Origin of the sequence: Parvibaculum sedimenti (assembly GCF_009184905.1) — a bacterium.
In the GTDB taxonomy this organism is placed as follows: Bacteria; Pseudomonadota; Alphaproteobacteria; order Parvibaculales; family Parvibaculaceae; genus Parvibaculum; species Parvibaculum sedimenti.
In genome coordinates, this window is sequence record NZ_WESC01000020.1 from 1 (window position 1) to 17,910 (window position 17,910).

15 protein-coding genes and 1 tRNA gene are annotated in these 17,910 nt (G+C 62.4%); 6 read left to right on the forward strand and 10 right to left on the reverse strand.

Annotated elements, in window-relative coordinates:
• Positions 1 to 36: 36 nt before the first annotated feature.
• On the reverse strand, positions 37 to 459 hold the full coding sequence (locus F2P47_RS16540) for a hypothetical protein (RefSeq protein ID WP_152217496.1): 423 nt from the start codon (positions 457 to 459) through the stop codon (positions 37 to 39).
• Positions 460 to 561: 102 nt separating this feature from the next.
• Positions 562 to 637, reverse strand: a tRNA-Val gene (locus F2P47_RS16545).
• Positions 638 to 801: 164 nt separating this feature from the next.
• Between F2P47_RS16545 and F2P47_RS16550 the strand changes: the two genes are divergently transcribed.
• Positions 802 to 1,974, forward strand: coding sequence for a DUF3047 domain-containing protein (locus F2P47_RS16550; RefSeq protein WP_152217497.1), 1,173 nt, complete (start codon positions 802 to 804; stop codon positions 1,972 to 1,974).
• Here F2P47_RS16550 and F2P47_RS16555 read toward each other — a convergent pair.
• On the reverse strand, positions 1,971 to 2,660 hold the full coding sequence (locus tag F2P47_RS16555; RefSeq protein WP_152217498.1) for an HAD family hydrolase: 690 nt from the start codon (positions 2,658 to 2,660) through the stop codon (positions 1,971 to 1,973). The genes F2P47_RS16550 and F2P47_RS16555 overlap by 4 nt on opposite strands.
• Before the next feature lie 95 nt (positions 2,661 to 2,755).
• On the opposite strand from F2P47_RS16555, the gene F2P47_RS16560 reads away from it, so the two are divergent.
• A complete protein-coding gene (locus tag F2P47_RS16560; RefSeq protein ID WP_152217499.1) occupies positions 2,756 to 3,295 on the forward strand; it encodes a GNAT family N-acetyltransferase in 540 nt (179 codons plus the stop codon).
• Between the two features lie 12 nt (positions 3,296 to 3,307).
• On the opposite strand, the gene F2P47_RS16565 is transcribed toward F2P47_RS16560, so the two are convergent.
• Positions 3,308 to 4,450 carry a M14 family metallopeptidase gene (locus F2P47_RS16565; protein WP_152217500.1) on the reverse strand — a complete coding sequence of 381 codons (1,143 nt, stop codon included), beginning with the start codon at positions 4,448 to 4,450 and terminating at the stop codon, positions 3,308 to 3,310.
• Between the two features lie 138 nt (positions 4,451 to 4,588).
• On the opposite strand from F2P47_RS16565, the gene F2P47_RS16570 reads away from it, so the two are divergent.
• From F2P47_RS16570 to F2P47_RS16585, 4 genes are all read left to right on the forward strand, one after another.
• Complete coding sequence (locus F2P47_RS16570; RefSeq protein ID WP_152217501.1) at positions 4,589 to 6,049, forward strand: NAD-dependent succinate-semialdehyde dehydrogenase; 1,461 nt, start codon at positions 4,589 to 4,591, stop codon at positions 6,047 to 6,049.
• A 4-nt stretch (positions 6,050 to 6,053) separates the two neighbouring features.
• On the forward strand, positions 6,054 to 6,752 hold the full coding sequence (rpiA, locus tag F2P47_RS16575; RefSeq protein WP_152217502.1) for a ribose-5-phosphate isomerase RpiA: 699 nt from the start codon (positions 6,054 to 6,056) through the stop codon (positions 6,750 to 6,752).
• Between the two features lie 19 nt (positions 6,753 to 6,771).
• On the forward strand, positions 6,772 to 8,157 hold the full coding sequence (gene gor / locus F2P47_RS16580) for a glutathione-disulfide reductase (protein ID WP_152217503.1): 1,386 nt from the start codon (positions 6,772 to 6,774) through the stop codon (positions 8,155 to 8,157).
• 153 nt (positions 8,158 to 8,310) lie between these two features.
• Positions 8,311 to 9,693 (forward strand): class II 3-deoxy-7-phosphoheptulonate synthase, encoded by a 1,383-nt coding sequence (locus tag F2P47_RS16585; protein WP_152217504.1) that lies wholly within the window; start codon positions 8,311 to 8,313, stop codon positions 9,691 to 9,693.
• A gap of 251 nt (positions 9,694 to 9,944) precedes the next feature.
• Here F2P47_RS16585 and F2P47_RS16590 read toward each other — a convergent pair whose 3' ends face one another.
• The 6 genes from F2P47_RS16590 to F2P47_RS16615 form a co-directional block, all read right to left on the reverse strand.
• Complete coding sequence (locus F2P47_RS16590; protein ID WP_152217505.1) at positions 9,945 to 10,961, reverse strand: NADP-dependent oxidoreductase; 1,017 nt, start codon at positions 10,959 to 10,961, stop codon at positions 9,945 to 9,947.
• A gap of 74 nt (positions 10,962 to 11,035) precedes the next feature.
• On the reverse strand, positions 11,036 to 12,061 hold the full coding sequence (locus F2P47_RS16595; RefSeq protein ID WP_152217506.1) for an NADP-dependent oxidoreductase: 1,026 nt from the start codon (positions 12,059 to 12,061) through the stop codon (positions 11,036 to 11,038).
• Positions 12,062 to 12,144: 83 nt separating this feature from the next.
• Positions 12,145 to 13,521, reverse strand: a complete 1,377-nt coding sequence (locus F2P47_RS16600; protein ID WP_152217507.1) for an efflux transporter outer membrane subunit — start codon at positions 13,519 to 13,521, stop codon at positions 12,145 to 12,147.
• Positions 13,522 to 13,532: 11 nt separating this feature from the next.
• Positions 13,533 to 15,494 carry a MacB family efflux pump subunit gene (locus tag F2P47_RS16605; RefSeq protein ID WP_152217508.1) on the reverse strand — a complete coding sequence of 654 codons (1,962 nt, stop codon included), beginning with the start codon at positions 15,492 to 15,494 and terminating at the stop codon, positions 13,533 to 13,535.
• Positions 15,491 to 16,699 (reverse strand): efflux RND transporter periplasmic adaptor subunit, encoded by a 1,209-nt coding sequence (locus F2P47_RS16610; RefSeq protein ID WP_152217509.1) that lies wholly within the window; start codon positions 16,697 to 16,699, stop codon positions 15,491 to 15,493. Before F2P47_RS16610 ends, F2P47_RS16605 begins: the two co-directional genes overlap by 4 nt.
• A 125-nt stretch (positions 16,700 to 16,824) precedes the next feature.
• On the reverse strand, positions 16,825 to 17,829 hold the full coding sequence (locus F2P47_RS16615; protein WP_152217510.1) for an NADP-dependent oxidoreductase: 1,005 nt from the start codon (positions 17,827 to 17,829) through the stop codon (positions 16,825 to 16,827).
• Positions 17,830 to 17,910 lie beyond the last annotated feature (81 nt).

Below are 17,910 nucleotides of genomic sequence, written 5' to 3' on the forward strand. Positions count from 1 at the left end.
ACTCCCTGCAATCTTCCATCAAAAGGTGATCGCAGATCACGACGCCAGAGGTAATGTGGGGGCAAAACACCGCTTACGCTCTTTGTTGACCGTAGCCGGCTTGATTTCCTTCAGTCGTTCCTCGCGGTAGGCGACGAAGTGTTCGGGACTGAGGTGCTCAAGCGAGTAAGAGCTAATGCGCCGGCGGATCATGGCGCTGAGGACAAGCGCTTCAATCTTTCCGCCGCGTTTTTTCGGGGAGACTTCATTCCGGTATCGAGTGAGGAGGTCTCCGAACGATGTGTCGCCAAGCACGCGGGGATCGAAGTGGCGGAACGCGGAGCGTTCCATTTCGTCTTCGATTGATCTTGACCAGCGAACAGCATCGACCTTGCGATCGAAGGTTTTGGAGGTATCGGGGAAGCCTTTCCGGCGAACGATTGCCTGATACTTCCCGCGCAGTTTTCGGATGGTAGCCACGTCGCGCTCCCGGTGTGATCAAAATGTGATCAGAGGGATTTGCGGTGCTTCTCGGAGGGGAAATTGATTAAGCTAAATATTTGATTTATATAGCTTTTTCAATGGTGGGCGGTACTGGACTCGAACCAGTGACCCCTGCGATGTGAACACAGTGCTCTACCAACTGAGCTAACCGCCCCAAGCGGGATTCGGGGGGCCTTCAGGCCGCTCCCGAGCCGGGCCTGTCTATAGGCTTTGGGCGATCCCGAAGTCAAGACGTCTCGGGTAGTGGGTCTTCCGGCAGAGGACTGGCCGGGTATGCTACATGCCTGACGGCATCAAGACCGCGATCGGGAGGGGAATATGGCAGGAGCAGATTTTCGCACTGTGGGGACGCTGGCGAAGCTTGCGGGGCGAGGTTTGCTTCGCGCATTGCGGCCTGCGCCAGCGGGGCCTCGGGGCGGCGCCGCTTTCGAGGCGGCGTTCGGGGCGCTGGTCGCCGATCCCTCGGTCGCGGCGGAGGTGAAGCAGGCGCGGTTCGTGACGCTGTCGGCGGACGAGGCAGGTTGGCTTGCTGCAAATTGCGACGTCGCGCAGGGCGACGAGGTGACGGTCATGGCGGCCGGGAGCTTCTGGGCGTCGAAGGCGCTCGACATGCGCTTCGGCGCGCGCATCGGCGTCTGGCTGCGCGCGGGCGATCATGGCCATGTCCGAAAGACACGCGGCGCCGCGTCGAGCCTGCGGATGGAAGAAGGCGGGCCGCTTTATCTGGTTGCAAAACCGCCGGGCGAATGGGCGGACGAACGAGGGGCCTTCGATCCCGCCTTCCCGCGCGGCGGGCTGCCCGGCGCGATGAGCGCTTGCGTCATCGTCTGGAAGAATGGCGCGGTCAAGGGGCTCGAAGTGCTGGCGAGAGCGGGCGACCATGAGGGCCTCGTCGCCGAGGCGCTGGACGACGCACGCCATCCCGTGGAGCCGCCTGCGGGCTGGAACTATCTCTGGCGGCTTGGCGAGGGGCGCATCTACCGGGAGGCTGGTGACGAAGGCGCGCGGCGTATCTGCTGCCACACGCATGAGGATGTCGGCATCCTCCAATTCCCTGCGGACTTTGCGCTGACGGAAAACACGCGCCTCAGGTGGCGCTGGAAGGTGGACAAGCTACCTTGCGATCTGCCGGAAGATATCCAGCCGACGCATGACTATCTCTCGATCGCAGTCGAGTTCGAGAATGGTCAGGACCTCACCTATATGTGGTCGAGCAGGCTAGCCGAGGGCACGATCTTCCGTTGCCCGCTTCCCTATTGGGACAAGGTCGAAACGCATTGGGTGTTGCGCTCGGACGCCAACCGGCTTGGCCAGTGGCTTCGCGAGGAAAGGCCGGTGAGGGCGGATTATGCGAAGGCCGTCGGTGTGCCTCCGCAACGCATCGTCCGCGTCTGGCTCATCGCCGTCAGCGTTTTCCAGCGCGGAACGGGCATTTGCGAATATGCCGATATCGAACTTGTCGACGGCGACCGCGTCCAGAAAGTGCTCTAGCGCCAACCGCCGAAGTGGTCCGGGAGCAGGGTGGCTATGGCGCGGGGAAATTCGTCGAAATGGTCGATGATGATGTCCGCGCCGAGCTCGGTCACGGGCTGGCGCGTATAGCCGAAGCTGACGCAGATCGAAGGCAGGCCCGCATTCTTCGCCGCGTCGATATCGGTCTCGCTATCGCCGACCATGATCGTGGATTTCCGGTCGCCGCCGAGCAGGCGGATCGCCTCGAAGAGATGTTCGGGGTCGGGCTTCTTCACAGAAAGCGTGTCGCCGCCAATGACGACCGGGAAGTGCCGGGCGATGTCGAGATGTTCGAGGAGCTGGCGCGAGAGGCGCTCGACCTTGTTGGTGCAGACGGCGAGGAGCACATCCGCGTCTTCCAGCCGCTGAAGCAGCGGGCCGACGCCGGGCCAAAGCTCCGTATGGTCGGCGATATGCTCGCTGTAATAGGCGATGAACTCCTCAAACGTCTGATCGAGCAGTTCCTCGCTTGCGGCGGGCCCCGTTTCCTTGAAGCCGCGCTCCATCAGCAACCGTGCGCCGCCGCCGACGAGGTGGCGTACGCGGGAGGCCGGCACGCGCGGGCGGTTATGACGGGTGAGGATGACATTCATGGTCTCGCAGAGGTCGCCGGCTGTGTCGGCAAGCGTTCCGTCGAGATCGAACAGGAGCGTGGGGCGGGGCATGGTGAACCGGACTGAATTTGCGTCCGGCCTGTCTCGCATGTGCTCCCGGCGCTGGCAAGCCTCACATCGCGCGCCGTCGATTTGCTTTCAAAGCGGTGCATTCTCCAATCGGCAGCAGCCTGTCTTTCGGCCATTATTTTGGCATGACGGTGCTCACGCGCTACCAGATGCGGATGGCATGGCCGGATCAGGATGAAGAACTGATCGCGCGGCTGAAGATTGCCTGTTGGCGCGAGTCCTATCCCGGCATTCTTCCGCAATCCATTCTCGACGGGCTCGATCTTGAGAGTTCGAGTACAGAATGGGCGCGCGCCTTGCGGGGCGGCATAGCCTGGATTGCCGAGCAGAGCGGCGCGCCGGTCGGTTTCGGCCATGCGCGGGGTGACGAGGTCACCACGCTTTATGTGCGCAAGGCCGATCATGGGCAGGGCGTCGGCATGGCCTTGCTACTGCATTGCTTCGACGAGATCGCCTGTCTTGGCTATGGCCGTGCTCATCTCTGGGCGCTGGAAGAAAACACCAAGGCAAGGTCATTTTATGAGCGCATGGGTGGACAGGCCATCGCGCGGCGATCTGTCGGCTATCGTCAGTATGCAGATATTATGGAAGTTCGGTACGAATTCCCTCTCGACTGAGCGGGCGAGGCGTTAGTCTGCCGCGCGCGCACATTCATGCGTCCATTCGGCCATGCCGGAAATGGTTTCGCGGTAGCAGGCGAGCGCGTTGCGGATGACGTTGTCGTGCCAACTCTTGCGGCGGGGCGCGTAGTCGTCGCGGATCTCTTCCAGATAGGCTTTCGCCTCGGGGGCATCGAGCCCGCCCTCGAAACGCAGCCAGCGTTCGAGCAGTGAAGCGCGGATGGTTTTCGACGGGCTCGGCTTGTGGCGCGCGGAGCGGAATTCGATGACGGCGCCTGTGAGCCGCGCATGAGGTGCAAGCTCGTCCTCCAGCCCCCAGAACATGATGCCGCGCCGGGTTGGGCGCTTCGATCCCCACATGGCGTTGACGGTTGCGGGGTCGAGCGCATCCTCGCCCCACCAATGGGCGGCGCGGGCGAAATCCGATCCTTGCGGATTCGAAAAACAGAGATAGATCAATTCGCCATCGCCAGCCGGACCTGAATGCCAATCGATGAAGGCGACGCGGCGCGCAGCGGCAAGTTCTGTCGAGACGATGTGGCGAAGCGTGGTGTTCGACCACTCCGGCTTGAGGCCGCCATAGTGATAGCCGTCGGGGTGCGTGTATTGACCGCGGCTGATCGCATCTTCCAGCGCCCATTGTCCATGCTTCTGGACGAAGCGTGCGCCCGCACCGACGAGCTTGCTCATCGATTGATCGTCCAGACGCCTGGGGCAGAGAAATTTGTGCAGCTCGTCGTAGAGCGGATTTTCGGGGTGGGGGGCGTTGTGATCGAGGAAGTTGCGGTTGAGATCGATGTTGTTTTCAGTGCCACGCAGACCCCAGGCGAAGCCGAAAGGATTGACGGCGTGAACGAGCAGAGCGGCGGTACGCGGCGGAAGGTCGCGGGGGCCGCAGGTCGTCATCCAGGCGAGTTGAGCTGCCGAGCCCGCAAAACCCTCGGTTCCGTGTGTGCCGCAAGTGTTGAGCAGGACGGTTTCTGCGTCGTCCGGGCCGAACCAGGCGGTGTCGAGATGAAGGGCGATTCCATGAGGCCCGCGCGCCCGCGGATTCTCGTACGCAGTGAGCCGGGCGCCCGCCTGAGCAGCCGTTTCGAGGAAGCGGGAACGGGCTTCCTCATAAGTTTCCGAGAAAAACAGGCCTGCATCCATGAGCTTTTCGCTCTGTCTCTTTCCGCCCTTGGCGCCGAATGCTATCTAAGGGGAAGCCTTGGAGGTCCGCTCGACGCATCCCGCGTCAGTTTGAGCCTGACCCCGTTCAATAAGCAAGCCGCTCCCGAGGAGTTCACCATGAAGCTCGCTGCGCGTCTCAAAGACCAGAGCCTGTTGAAGACCCTTTGCTATATCGATGGAAAATGGGTCGGTGAGGGAGCGGCGCAGATCAAGGTTACAGACCCTGCGACTGACGAGGTTATCGCGACCGTGCCGTCGCTGGGTGCCGCCGAAACGCGCGAGGCGCTGAAGGCGGCCGAAAGGGCGCAGAAGGACTGGGGCAGGCGCCCGGCCAAGGAACGCGCCGCGATCCTGCGCCGCTGGTTCGACCTCATGATGGCCAATCAGGACGATCTCGGCGCGATCCTCACGGCCGAGCAGGGCAAGCCGCTCGCCGAAGGGAAAGGCGAAATCGCCTATGCGGCCTCCTTCATCGAATTCTACAGTGAGGAAGCGAAGCGCGTTTATGGCTCGATCGTGCCGTCGCCTTCCACGGACCGGCAGATCGTTGTGCTGAAGCAGCCGATCGGCGTTTGCGCCGCGATCACGCCGTGGAACTTTCCTTCCGCGATGATCACGCGCAAGGCGGGCCCGGCGCTTGCCGCCGGTTGCGCCATGGTGGTGAAGCCAGCCTCGCAGACGCCGCTCTCAGCGCTGGCGCTTGCTGAACTCGCACACCGCGCGGGCATTCCCGCCGGTGTTTTCAGCGTCGTCACCGGCAAGGCCGGCGAGATCGGCACGGAGATGACGACGAGCGAAATCGTGCGCAAGGTCACGTTCACCGGCTCGACGGAAGTCGGCAAGAGGCTGATGGAGCAGTCGGCCTCGACGGTGAAGAAGGTGTCGCTGGAGCTTGGCGGCAATGCGCCCTTTATCGTCTTCGACGATGCCGATATCGATGCCGCCGTCGAGGGTGCGCTTGGTTCGAAATATCGCAACACCGGCCAGACCTGCATCTGCACCAATCGCTTTCTTGTGCAGGACAAGGTCTATGATGCCTTCGTGGAGAAACTCTCCGCGAAGGTGAAGGCGATGAAGCAGGGCAGCGGCTTCGAGGACGGCGTGGCGCAGGGCCCACTCATCGACATGGCCGCCGTGGAAAAGGCCGAAGAACATGTGGCGGACGCTGTCGCCAAGGGTGGCCGCGTGGTCACCGGCGGCAAGCGCAGCGCGCTCGGCCATTCCTTCTATGAGCCAACCGTGATCGCCGATGCAAACTCGTCGATGAAGCTCGCGCAGGAAGAGACGTTCGGGCCCGTCGCGCCCATCTTCCGCTTCCATACCGAAGAGGAGGCGATCGCGCTCGCGAACGACACGCCTTTCGGTCTTGCGTCCTACTTCTACGCGCGCGACATCGGCCGCGTGTGGCGCGTGGCGCAGGCGCTGGAGGCGGGCCTCGTCGGCGTCAATGCCGGGCTCATCTCGACCGAGGTGGCGCCTTTCGGCGGATACAAGGAATCGGGCATCGGCCGCGAGGGCGGGCCCTGGGGCATCGAGGAATTCCTCGAAGTGAAATATGTGGCGATGGCGGGGCTTTGAGTAGATGACACCGGCGGAACAGAAGAAGGCGGCTGCTGCGAAAGCGGCCGAATATGTCGAGGACGGGATGAAGCTCGGCATCGGCACGGGCTCGACGTCGGAGGAATTCGTCCGTGTGCTGGCCGAGCGCGTGAAGGGCGGATTGCGCGTCATCGGCGTGCCGACTTCGGAGCGCACGGCGAAGCTCTGCACCGAGCTTGGCGTACCGCTGACCAATCTCGACGATACGCCGCATCTCGATCTGACCATCGATGGCGCGGATGAGTTCGATCCGGCGCTGCGTCTCATCAAGGGCGGCGGTGGCGCGCTGCTGCGCGAGAAGATCGTGGCGGCAGCGTCGGATCGCATGATCGTCATTACCGATGCGACCAAGAAGGTTGCCATGCTGGGCGCCTTTCCGCTGCCCATCGAGGTCATTCCCTTCGGCTCGCTCGCGACTGTGCGCCGCGTGGCGGAGGTTGCCAAAGCCTATGGTTGCGAGGGCAAGATCGCCCGCCGCGCGGATAGCTATGGCGAGCCCTTCTTCACGGACTCGAACAATTTCATCTTCGATTGCAGCTTCGGCCGCATTCCCGATCCGGATGGGCTTGCGCGGGAGCTAAATCTCATTCCGGGCGTCGTCGAGACCGGATTGTTCATCGGCATAGCCACATTGGCCCTTGTCGGTACGAGTTCGGGTGTCGATATCATAGAGCCGAAATAATTTTAGAGCGCAGCCGGCCATGACCAAATACGACTACGACCTCTTCGTCATCGGCGCGGGCTCGGGCGGTGTGCGGGCGAGCCGCATCGCCGCGAGCCATGGCGCAAAGGTGGCCGTTGCCGAGGAATATCGCGTCGGCGGCACATGCGTCATTCGCGGCTGCGTGCCGAAGAAGCTCTTCGTTTATGCGAGCCAGTTCTCGGACGAGTTCGAGGACGCGGAAGGCTTCGGCTGGACGGTCGGCGAGACGAGCTTTTCCTGGGCGAAGCTCATCGCCAACAAGGACAAGGAGATCGACCGGCTCAACGGCATCTATATCCGCAATCTGGAACGCTCCGGCGTTACCATCATCCAGTCGCGTGCGATCCTGAAGGACGCGCATACGGTGCACCTCGTCGGCGAAGGCCGCGACGTGACGGCGGACAAGATACTGATTGCGACCGGCGCGACGCCATTTCTGCCGCATGACGTGAAGGGCATCGAACATGCGATCACGTCGAACGAGGCGTTCCATCTGGAGGAATTGCCGAACGAGATCATCGTGGTCGGCGGTGGCTATATCGCGGTGGAATTCGCGGGCATCTTTAACGGGCTCGGCGTGAAGACGGGGCTGCTCTATCGCGCCGACAGGATCCTGCGCGGATTCGATGAAGATCTGCGGATCGGCCTGATGGACGAGATGCGCAAGAAGGGCGTCGACGTTCGCACCCATGCGCATATCACCGAGATCGAGCGCAGGGGTGGCAAGCTCCATGTGACGCTGAAGGACGGCACGGTGATCGAGACCGGCGCGGTTCTTTACGCGACCGGCCGCAAGCCGCATTCGCGCGGGCTGGGGCTTGAGGAAATCGGTGTCCGGATCAGGAAGAATGACGCCATCGAGGTCGATGCCTATTCGCAGACCAGCGTTCCGAACATCTATGCGGTGGGCGACGTGACGGACCGCGCGGCGCTGACGCCGATCGCCATTCGCGAGGGGCAGGCCTTCGCGGAGACGGTTTTCAACGCCAACCCGATCGCCGTCGATCACTCGGTCATTCCGACCGCGGTTTTCTCCCAGCCGGAACTCGGCACAGTGGGCCTTACCGAGCACGAGGCGCGGGAGAAGTTCGGCGAGGTGGACATCTACAAGACGAGCTTCCGGCCCATGAAGCACACCATGACGGGCCGCGAGGAAAAGACCTTCATGAAGCTCGTGGTCGACCAGAAGACCGACCGGGTGCTGGGCGTCCATCTGATGGGCCCGAGTTCCGGCGAGATTATCCAGGCTGTCGGCATCGCCGTCAGCATGGGGGCGACCAAGAAGCAGTTCGACCAGACGGTCGCCGTGCATCCCTCGGCGGCGGAAGAACTCGTCACCCTCAAGGAAAAATGGGTGCCGCCGGTCCAAAAGGCCGCCGATTAACCGGATTTTCCGCTATATCCAGCCGATTCAAGGGCTTAGACTTCCATTTGGAGAGGTTGTGGCCTATAAAGCGGCCCTCCATATGGAGAGCGAGCGGCGCAGGGCCGGGCGAAGGCGTCCGGATGCGCCTGTTCGTGTTTCGGAGTGACGATCATGGCGGAGACCTGGACACCGGATAGCTGGCGGGCAAAGCCCTCCAAGCATCTGCCCATTTACCCGGACGCGGCGGCCCTGCAGGCTGTCGAGGCCCGTTTGCGCTCCTATCCGCCGCTGGTTTTTGCAGGCGAGGCCCGCAACCTGAAGCGTGATCTGGCGGCTGTCTGCGAAGGACGCGCTTTTCTGCTCCAGGGCGGCGACTGCGCCGAGAGCTTTGCCGAATTCTCGGCCGACAATATTCGCGACACGTTTCGCGTGCTGCTGCAGATGGCGGTCGTGCTGACCTTTGCTGCCGGTTCGCCCATTGTGAAGGTCGGCCGCATCGCCGGTCAGTTCGCGAAGCCGCGTTCGGCGCCCGAAGAGACGATCGGTGGCGTGACGCTGCCTTCCTATCTCGGCGACAACATCAATGGTATCGAGTTCACGGCGGAATCCCGCATTCCGGATCCGGAGCGGTTGCTGCGCGCCTATTCGCAGTCGGCCTCGACGCTGAACCTCATCCGCGCTTTCGCGACCGGCGGCTATGCCGATCTCGATTTCGTGCATCGCTGGAATCTGGGCTTCGTTTCCGACAGTCCGGAAGGCGCGCGCTATGAAGAGCTGGCGAACCGCATCACGGAAGCGCTCGACTTCATGCGCGCCTGTGGCGTCAATTCGCAGACGCTGCCGCAGCTCCATACGACGGAGTTCTACACGAGCCACGAGGCGCTTCTGCTCGGTTTCGAGCAGGCGATGACGCGCGTCGACTCGACCACGGGCGATTGGTACGACACCTCCGCCCACATGCTCTGGATCGGCGACCGCACACGGCAGCCCGATCACGGCCATGTCGAGTTCCTGCGCGGCGTGAAGAATCCGATCGGCATGAAGTGCGGCCCGTCGCTCGATCCGGAAGAGCTTCTGCGTCTGACCGACATCCTCAACCCGAAGAACGAGCCCGGGCGTCTCACGCTCATCTGCCGTTTCGGCGCGGAGAATGTCGAAAAGCATCTGCCGGCGCTCATCCATGCGATCAAGCGCGAGGGCAAGAAGGTCGTCTGGTCTTGCGATCCGATGCATGGCAACACGATCAAGGCGTCGAATGGCTACAAGACGCGTCCCGTCGACCGGGTTCTTGCCGAAGTGCAGGCCTTCATGGCCGTGCACCGCGCCGAGGGAACGCATGCGGGCGGCGTCCATTTCGAGATGACGGGCCAGAACGTCACCGAATGCCTCGGTGGCGCGCAGGCCATCACCGAGACCGATCTCGGCGACCGCTACCACACACATTGCGACCCGCGCCTCAATGCGAGCCAGTCGCTCGAACTCGCCTTCATGATTGCTGAAGGTCTGAAGACCGAGCGCGTCAACGCGCAGAAGCTGGCCGTCGGCGCGAAGTGATCTTTGCATACAGATGAATCGAAAAGGCCCGGTCGAGACACTGGGCCTTTTTTCTTCTCGTCATGCCGGACCTGATCCGGCATCCATCTTCTTCACGTTGCGGCGCAAAGATGGACCCCGGGTCAAGCCCGGGGTGACGGGTGTTGATGCGTTTGCGGGCATCAGCGCCGCCGCAAAGAAAACTGTCATCTGTCATCCCGGCATTCGCCGGGATGACAGCAGAATTGGCGGCGGTCTCAATACTCTGCGGCTCAGCTCACCTTGATGAGCCTGCGTCCATGGTTCTCGCCTTCGAAGAGGCCGATGAAGGCCTTGGCGGAGTTTTCGAGGCCTGCGGAAATGTCTTCGGTGTAGACGAGCTTGCCTTCGTGAATCCAGCCGGCCATTTCGGTCTGCGCGGCGCGGAAGTCCTTGAAATAGTCGAAGACGACGAGGCCTTCCATGCGCAGGCGATGGGTGATGAAGCGCGTCACGTTGCGGATGCCGTGAAGTTCATTGTCGGCGCGGTTATATTCGCTGACCTGGCCGGAGACGACGATGCGGCCATGCTCATTCATGTTGAGGATCGCGGCGTCGAGCATTTCGGCGCCGACATTATCGAAATAGATGTCGACCCCGCCGGGGCAGGCTTCTGCGATGGCGGCGCGGAGATCGCTCGCCTCGCGGTAGTTGATCGTGCGGTCGAAGCCGAGGCTTCGCACATAGTCGCACTTGTCCTTCGAGCCCGCGATGCCGACAACGGTGCAGCCCTTCATCTTCGCGATCTGGCCTGCCGTCGCGCCGACGGGACCGGCGGCTGATGAGATCAGCACCGTGTCGCCTTCCTCCGGGTGTCCGAGATCGAGAAGGCCGAAATAGGAGGTGAGGCCCGGAATGCCGAGAACGCCGATGGCGGCGGTGGGGCGGAGCTTCCCGTGATAAAGCGCGGGATCGAGTTTCTGGATACCGCGTCCGTTGGAAATCGCATGGCTCACCCAGCCGAAACCGCCCGTCACGCGATCGCCCGGTTTGAACTTCTCGTTATTCGATGCTTCGACGATGCCGCTCATGGCGCTGTCGATTGTCTCGCCGAGTGGCAGTGCGGCCGCGTAGCTCGCGCTTGAAAGCCGCGAGCGCATGCCGGGATCGACGGAGTGATATTCCGTGCGGATCAGAAGTTCATGCTCGCCGAGGTCGGGGAGGGTGATTTCTTCCAGCCGGAAATTCTCGAGCTTCGGTTTTCCTTGCGGACGTGACGCCAGCACCCAGCGGCGCGCTTTTGTCGGCATGGTTTTCTCCCTCTCCGGTCTCGCCCTACCGTCATGGCCCGGGCTTGTTCCGGGCCATGACGACGTTGAAGGACCTAGATCGCCTTGTCCGGTCCGATCTTCACCAGCATCTTGCCGGCATTGGCGCCCGAGAAGAGGTTGAGGAAGGCCTTGGGCGCGTTCTCGATGCCGTGCTCGACCGTCTCCTGCCAATGCATCTTGCCTGCTTTGATGAGCTTGCCCATCTCGGCATAGAAGGCGGGGATGATGTCGAGATGGTTCGAGACGATGAAGCCTTGCAGCTTCAGGCTCTTGCCGACCGCCATGATGATGTTGGACGGGCCGGGGCGCGGGGCCGTGTCGTTATATTGTTCGATCATGCCGCAGAGCGCGAGGCGGCCGAAGGGGCGCATGTGGTTGATCGCAACTTCCAGATGCTTGCCGCCGACATTCTCGAAATAGACGTCGATGCCTTTCGGGAATGCCGCGCCGACCGCCTTGTCGAGATCGCCGCAGGTCTTGTAGTTGATGGCCTTGTCGATACCCGCGACCTTTTCAAGCCATTCGCATTTCTCGTCCGAGCCTGCAGAGCCCACGACATAGCAGCCATGCGCCTTGGCGAGCTGGCAGACGACCGTGCCGACGGCGCCTGATGCGGCTGAGACGAAGACCGTCTCGCCATCCTTCAGCTCACCGATCTTCATGAGCCCGGCATAGGCCGTCATGCCCGGCATGCCGAGCGTGCCAAGATAGGCTTCGATAGGCCCGAGCGCAGGATCGACTTTCTGGAAGGCTTCGGCTTTTGCGAGCGCGTATTCGCGCCAGCCGAACATGCTCTGCACATAATCGCCGACAGCGAGCTTCGGTGACTTCGAGGCGATCACCTGTCCGATGGCACCGCCCTGAAGTGCTTCACCGATCTGGAACGGGGGAACGTAGCTCTCGCGGTCCATCATGCGGCCGCGCATGTAAGGATCGACCGACATCCAGATATTCCGGACGAGGATTTCGCCGTCGCCGGGCTGGCGGACGTCGGTGGTTGCGAGTTCGAAGTCGGAAGGCTTCGGTTCGCCGACGGGGCGGGCCTTCAGACGGATTTCCTTCGAGACGAGGTTGGTCATGTTTCTCTCCCAGAATTGTTGTTGGGAGGAGTAAACACGCTTTCCGCAATGTCAGGAAGCCTGCAACGGCGAACAGGGTCTGTTCACGATTTCCAGCCGCCGCCGAGGGCGACGAAGAGATTGACGGCCGCCGTGTACTGGTTGAGCCGCGCCTGAGCCTCGCTGTCGCGGGCCGTGAGCCAGGCGCGCTGCGCGTCCAGCACCGAGAGGAAGTCGCTTGCGCCCGCCTTGTAGCTTGCCTGCGAGAGATCGTAGGACCGGCGGGCCTCGACGGCGGCGATGGCGAGTGACGACTGGCGGCGGCTATAGGCATCCGAATTGGTGAGGGCATCCTCGACTTCGCCGAAGGCGGTCAGCACGGTCTTGCGATAGGTCGCGGCGAGTTCCGCGTCGCGCGCCTTGGCGGTCTGAAGATTTCCTTCGAGCTGGCCGCCGGAGAAAATCGGCGCGAGTATCGAGGCGGCGATCGAGGTGCCGTTGGTCGTGCCAAGATTGGCGATCCAGTCGACGCTCTTGCTTGCCGAGAGGTCAATGGTCGGGAAGAAGGCCGCGCGGGCCGCGCCGATATCGGCATTGGCCGACTGGAGGTTCGCTTCCGCCTCGCGAATATCGGGGCGGCGTTCGAGCAGCGCCGAGGGCTGGCCGACCGCAACGGCGGGAAGTGTTGCCGTCGTGCCGCTGGCCGTCTTCACGTCGAAACCTTCCGGCGCCTTGCCCAGCAGGATCGCCAGCGCGTGCTGGTTTGCCGCGAGCTCGGCTTCGAGCGTGGGAATGGTCGCCTCGATCCCGGCCAGCGTCGTGCGCTGCTGCGAAACGTCGAGCGCGGAAGCCGTGCCGAACTGGAAGCGGGATTCGACGAGTTTCAGCGTTTCGCGCGCGGCATCGAGCGACTCGCGCGCGATGGCGAGGCGGTCCTTGAGATTGAGAATGCCGAAATAGGTCGTGGCGACGGAGGACTGTACGACGAGAACCGCCGCTTCCCTGGCATAGATGCTGGAGCGGAGGCTTGCCTCGGACGCCTCGCTCTGGGCGCGATAAAGACCCCAGAGGTCGAGGGCATAACTCACATTGAGCGCGCCGCTGGCGCTGCGTGTGGAGCCCGACTTGTCGCTCGAGGTGGTGCGCGAGGCGCTGCCGCTCGCGTCCACCGTCGGGAACAGCGACGAGTTGGTGCTGCGCAACTGGCCTTGCGCCTGCTCGACGCGGTGAAGCGCCGCGATGATGTCGAGGTTCTCCTTTAGCGCTTCGTCCATCAGGCTCTGAAGCTCGGGATCGTTGAAGGAGGACCACCAGGTGGAGGTAACATCGACCGCGCCGGTCTTGGCCACCGGGCTCGTGAAGGATGCGGGCACGGCCACTGCTGGGCGTTCGTAATCCGGCACCATCGAGCAGGCGGCGAGGGCGGATGAAAGCATCAGAAGCGCGGTGAATGTGGCGAGCGGGCGCCGGGCGATCAGCATTGGGGAAGTCCTTATTCAGACGAGAGCGCGACCACCGGGTCGAGGCTCGCGGCTTTACGTGCGGGTAAATATCCAAATAGGAGGCCGGTCGCGAAGGCGCAAGAGAAGGCGAGCAATGGCGGGGTGACCGAATAGACGACGGAGACGCCAAAAAACTCGCAAAGCATGGCCGTGCCGAGGCCGCCAAGGACGCCGATGATGCCGCCGACCCCGCAGACGACGAGCGCCTCGGTGTTGAATTGCAGCATGATGTCGAGCTGGCGCGCGCCGGTCGCCATGCGGATGCCGATTTCGCGTGTCCGCTCCGTTACGCTGACAAGCATGATGTTCATGACGCCGATGCCGCCGACGATGAGCGAAATGGCGGCAACGGAGCCGAGCAGGATCGTCAACGTGTTCTGCGTTGCTTCCGCCGTTTCGAGGATCGAGGCGGTGTTGCGGACCTGAAAGTCCTGCGTCTTGTGCCGGGCGGTCAGCAGCGAGGTTATCTTCGCTTCCGTGTCGTCGATCAGGGCGGCGTCCTGCGCCTTCACCGAAATGGTGCTGACATAGCGCTTGCCGAAGAGGCGCATATAGCCCGTGGAGAGCGGCACGAAGGCGACATCGTCCTGATCGCTGCCGAAGCTCGATGCACCCTTCGCTTCCATGATGCCGACGATCTCGAAGGGTACATTCTGGACGAGGATATATTTGCCGACCGGATTGCCGCCATCGGGGAAGAGATTGTTGACGATGGTCTGGCCGATGACGATGACAGGTGCGTAGCCGTCGAGATCCGCCCGCGTAAAAAAGCCGCCACTTGCGATGTTCCAGTCGCGCACCAGCGGATAGGACGGCCAGGTTCCGGTCACCTGTGTACGGTAGTCGATATTGCCGTAGCGGACAGTGACGGTAGTAGAGCGCTCCGGCGCTGCGGCCTCGACGTTGGACAGAGCGGTGATCGCGGTAACGTCGTCGGGGATCAGCGTCGCGATGTCGCCGGTGGGCCGCATGCCGGGTGCGCCTGGCCGGATCATCAGCAGGTTCGTTCCCATGGCCGAGATGCGATCCATCACGTTCTGTTTGGAGCCATTGCCGATGGCCAGCATGGCGACCACGGCACCGACGCCGATAACGACGCCGAGCAGGGTCAGGGCTGTCCGGAATATGTTGTTGCGCAGTGATCGCAGTGCCATCTTTATGGCCTCTCCGAGATCGCCACGGAAAAAAGATGCCATGCCGCCCAGTTCGGAAACGGGCTCGTCGCGTCTCGGCGCGACGGTCTGCGACGGTTCGCGCTCGATGTCCTCAGTTACCCGGCCGTCGGACAGGCGGATGAGGCGGCGTGCATGCGCGGCCACGCTCGCATCATGGGTGATGAGGATTACGGTCTTGCCTTCCGCATTGAGCGCGGCGAGAAGCGCCAGAACTTCGATGCCGCTCTGGGAGTCGAGCGCGCCCGTCGGCTCGTCGGCGAGGACGACTTCCGGATCGTTCATCAGCGCCCGCGCTATGGAGACACGCTGCTGCTGACCGCCCGAAAGCTCATTGGGCCTGTGCTCGCTGCGGTCGCCAATGCCGAGGCGGGCCAGCAGGGATTTCGCGCGGCTGACGCGCTCGCCATGCGGTGTGCCGGCATAGATGGACGGAAGTTCGACATTTTCGGTCGCCGTCATTGCCGGGAGGAGATTGTAGCGCTGGAAGACGAAGCCGAATGTGTCGCGGCGGAGCGTCGCCATGTCGTCGGAGGTGAGGGTTGCGACATCCATGCCATTGACGAGGTAGGTCCCGCTCGACGGCCGGTCGAGACAGCCCAGGATATTCATCAGCGTCGATTTGCCTGAACCCGACTGGCCCATGATGGCGACGAATTCGCCAGCGCGGATCGTCAGCGACACATCGTCGAGCGCTCGGACTTCCGTTTCGCCCGTCTGGTAGGTCCTGCTGACGTTGCGAATATCGATGAGGGCAGGGGGGGGTGGGTCTTGCGTCATAGCGTCGGCGGCCTGCCAGCGCCGTTGCTCGCCTTTTTCGTCGAACTCGTGCCTTCGACGCCGGTGACGACGATATCGCCTTCTTCAAGGCCGGAGAGGACTTCCGCCGAAATGCGGTTCATCAGGCCGATCTTCACATCGCGAGCGGTGGGGCGGCTGCCATCCATCACCATTACGCGATAGGCGCCCGCCTCGCCATTCTTTGCGGGCCGGAGTGCTGCGACGGGGACAATGGGAACATTTTTCGCTTCGCCAAGAAGGAAAAAGACCTGAGCGGTCATGCTCGTCATCAACGCATTATCCGCGTTCGCGACGTCGATCAGTGCATCATAGAGAATGACGTCATTCACCGTTTCCGGCGTCGGCAGAATTTGGCGAATGGTCGAGCGCCATTTTCGATCCGGCATGCCGAGCGTGGTGAAGTACACGGGCATACCGACCTTGAGCCTGCCGACATCGGCTTCCGCGACCTGCGCCTTCACCGTCATGGTGGAAAGATCGGCGATCTGGAGGATGGTCGGCGCGGTCTGCTTGTTGTTCAACGTCTGGCCTTGCAGGGTCGTCTGCGAGGTCACGGTGCCGCTCATCGGAGCATAGATCTTCGTGTAGCTCAGATTGGCTTCATCGCCCTCGAGCGTCGAATTTGCCTGATCGAGCTGTGCTTTCAACGAATCCAGCGACGCCTGATCCTGCTTGACCGTAGCGGCGCTGATATCGGCGGTGTCCTTGCTCACGGCATTGATCTTCAGAAGGCCCTGATTGCGGCGATTCTGGATGCGGGAGAGTTCGAGCTGCGCCTCCTGCCGTTTGATCTGCGCCTGGAGGTCGCGGACCTTCGCCTTGTCGGCGGCGACGGCGGACTCATAAACGGTCGGGTCGATCTCGGCGAGAAGCTCGCCCTTGTTCACGTGGTCGCCTATCTGGACATGAACGATCTTCAATTCGCCCGAGGCTTGTGCGCCGACGTCGACATAATCCTTGGGCTGCAATGCGCCCAGCGCCGTGACCGTCTGCTCAATGTCACCGCGGGTGACGGCTTCTGTCTTGAATTTTGTCGCGCCATTTTCAGCCGAGCGGGCATACCAGATAAGCGCAGCCAGGATGAGAATGAAGGTTGCTGCGATAGCCCATTGCGCCCTCGGGCTCAGGCTGCGATAGGCGGCGGGCAGGGTGGCGATCCGCTGCCTTAGTCGTTCGAAGGTCATATAGCCGCAATCCGTCCCGGGAAACTCGACAGGTTATAATCCGTTCAACGTGACAGGCGTATTTCTCCGTCGAGTGGTTCACACGAAAAAAAGCGGCGGAGGGAAACCCGTCCGCCGCCTCTTGCTTAGCTCACTTTCACCATACGTTTGCCGATATTCTCGCCGGCAAGAAGGCCGATCAGCGCCGCGGGCGTATTTTCAAGCCCCGACAGAATATCTTCACGCACCTTGATCTTCCCTGCCGCAACCCAGGACTGGAGATCGGCCAGGGCCTCTTCGCGCTTGTCGTTGAAGTCCGTGAGGATGAAGCCCTGCATGGTGAGGCGCTTCACGACAATGAGGCCGGGAATGCCGCGCGGGCCGTGGGCAGGCGGAGCGCCATCATATTGCGAGACGGCGCCGCAACAGGCGATGCGGCCGTAATTGTTCATGTTGAAGAGGCAGGCTTCGAGAATGTCGCCGCCCACATTGTCGAAATAGACGTCGATGCCCTTGGGCGCGGCTGCGCGGAGCGCCTTGCCCACGGCTTCCGTCTTGTAGTTGATAGCGTGGTCGAAACCGAGTTCGCTTTTCAGCAGCGCGCATTTGTCGTCGCCGCCGGCGATGCCGATGACGGTGCAGCCTTTCAGCTTCGCAATCTGGCCGACGATGGAGCCAACGGAGCCGGCGGCGGCGGAGACGACGACCGTGTCGCCCGGTTTCGGCTTACCCACGTCGAGCAGGCCATGATAGGCGGTGAGGCCAGCAATGCCATAGACGCTGAGGAGATGGCTCATCGGCTCCATGGCGGGAACCTTGTCGGCCGCTTTCGCAGGGATCGCCGCATATTCCTGCCAGCCCGTATCGGCGAAGACGAGGTCGCCAGTCGCGAAGCCGGGGGCTTTCGATTCGACGACTTCCGAGATGGAGCCGCCCGCCATGACCGTGCCGGACTCGACCGCCGAGCGGTAGGTGGCGCCCTGCATCCAGGCGCGGTTCGCGGCGTCGAGCGAGATGAGCTTCACGCGGACGAGGATCTCGCCGTCCTTCGGGCTCGGAATCGCGCCTTCTGAAAGGCTGAAATTCTGTGGGCTCAGCTTGCCTTTAGGTGTCTCGACCAGAAGTATCTGGCGGTTCGTACCCGTTGCCATCGGTCCTCCCAAAGCCCTCAAGGGGCATTTTCAATTTCGATGGCTGAGCTTACCGGCATTGCGGGAAAGTCGCACCTGTCC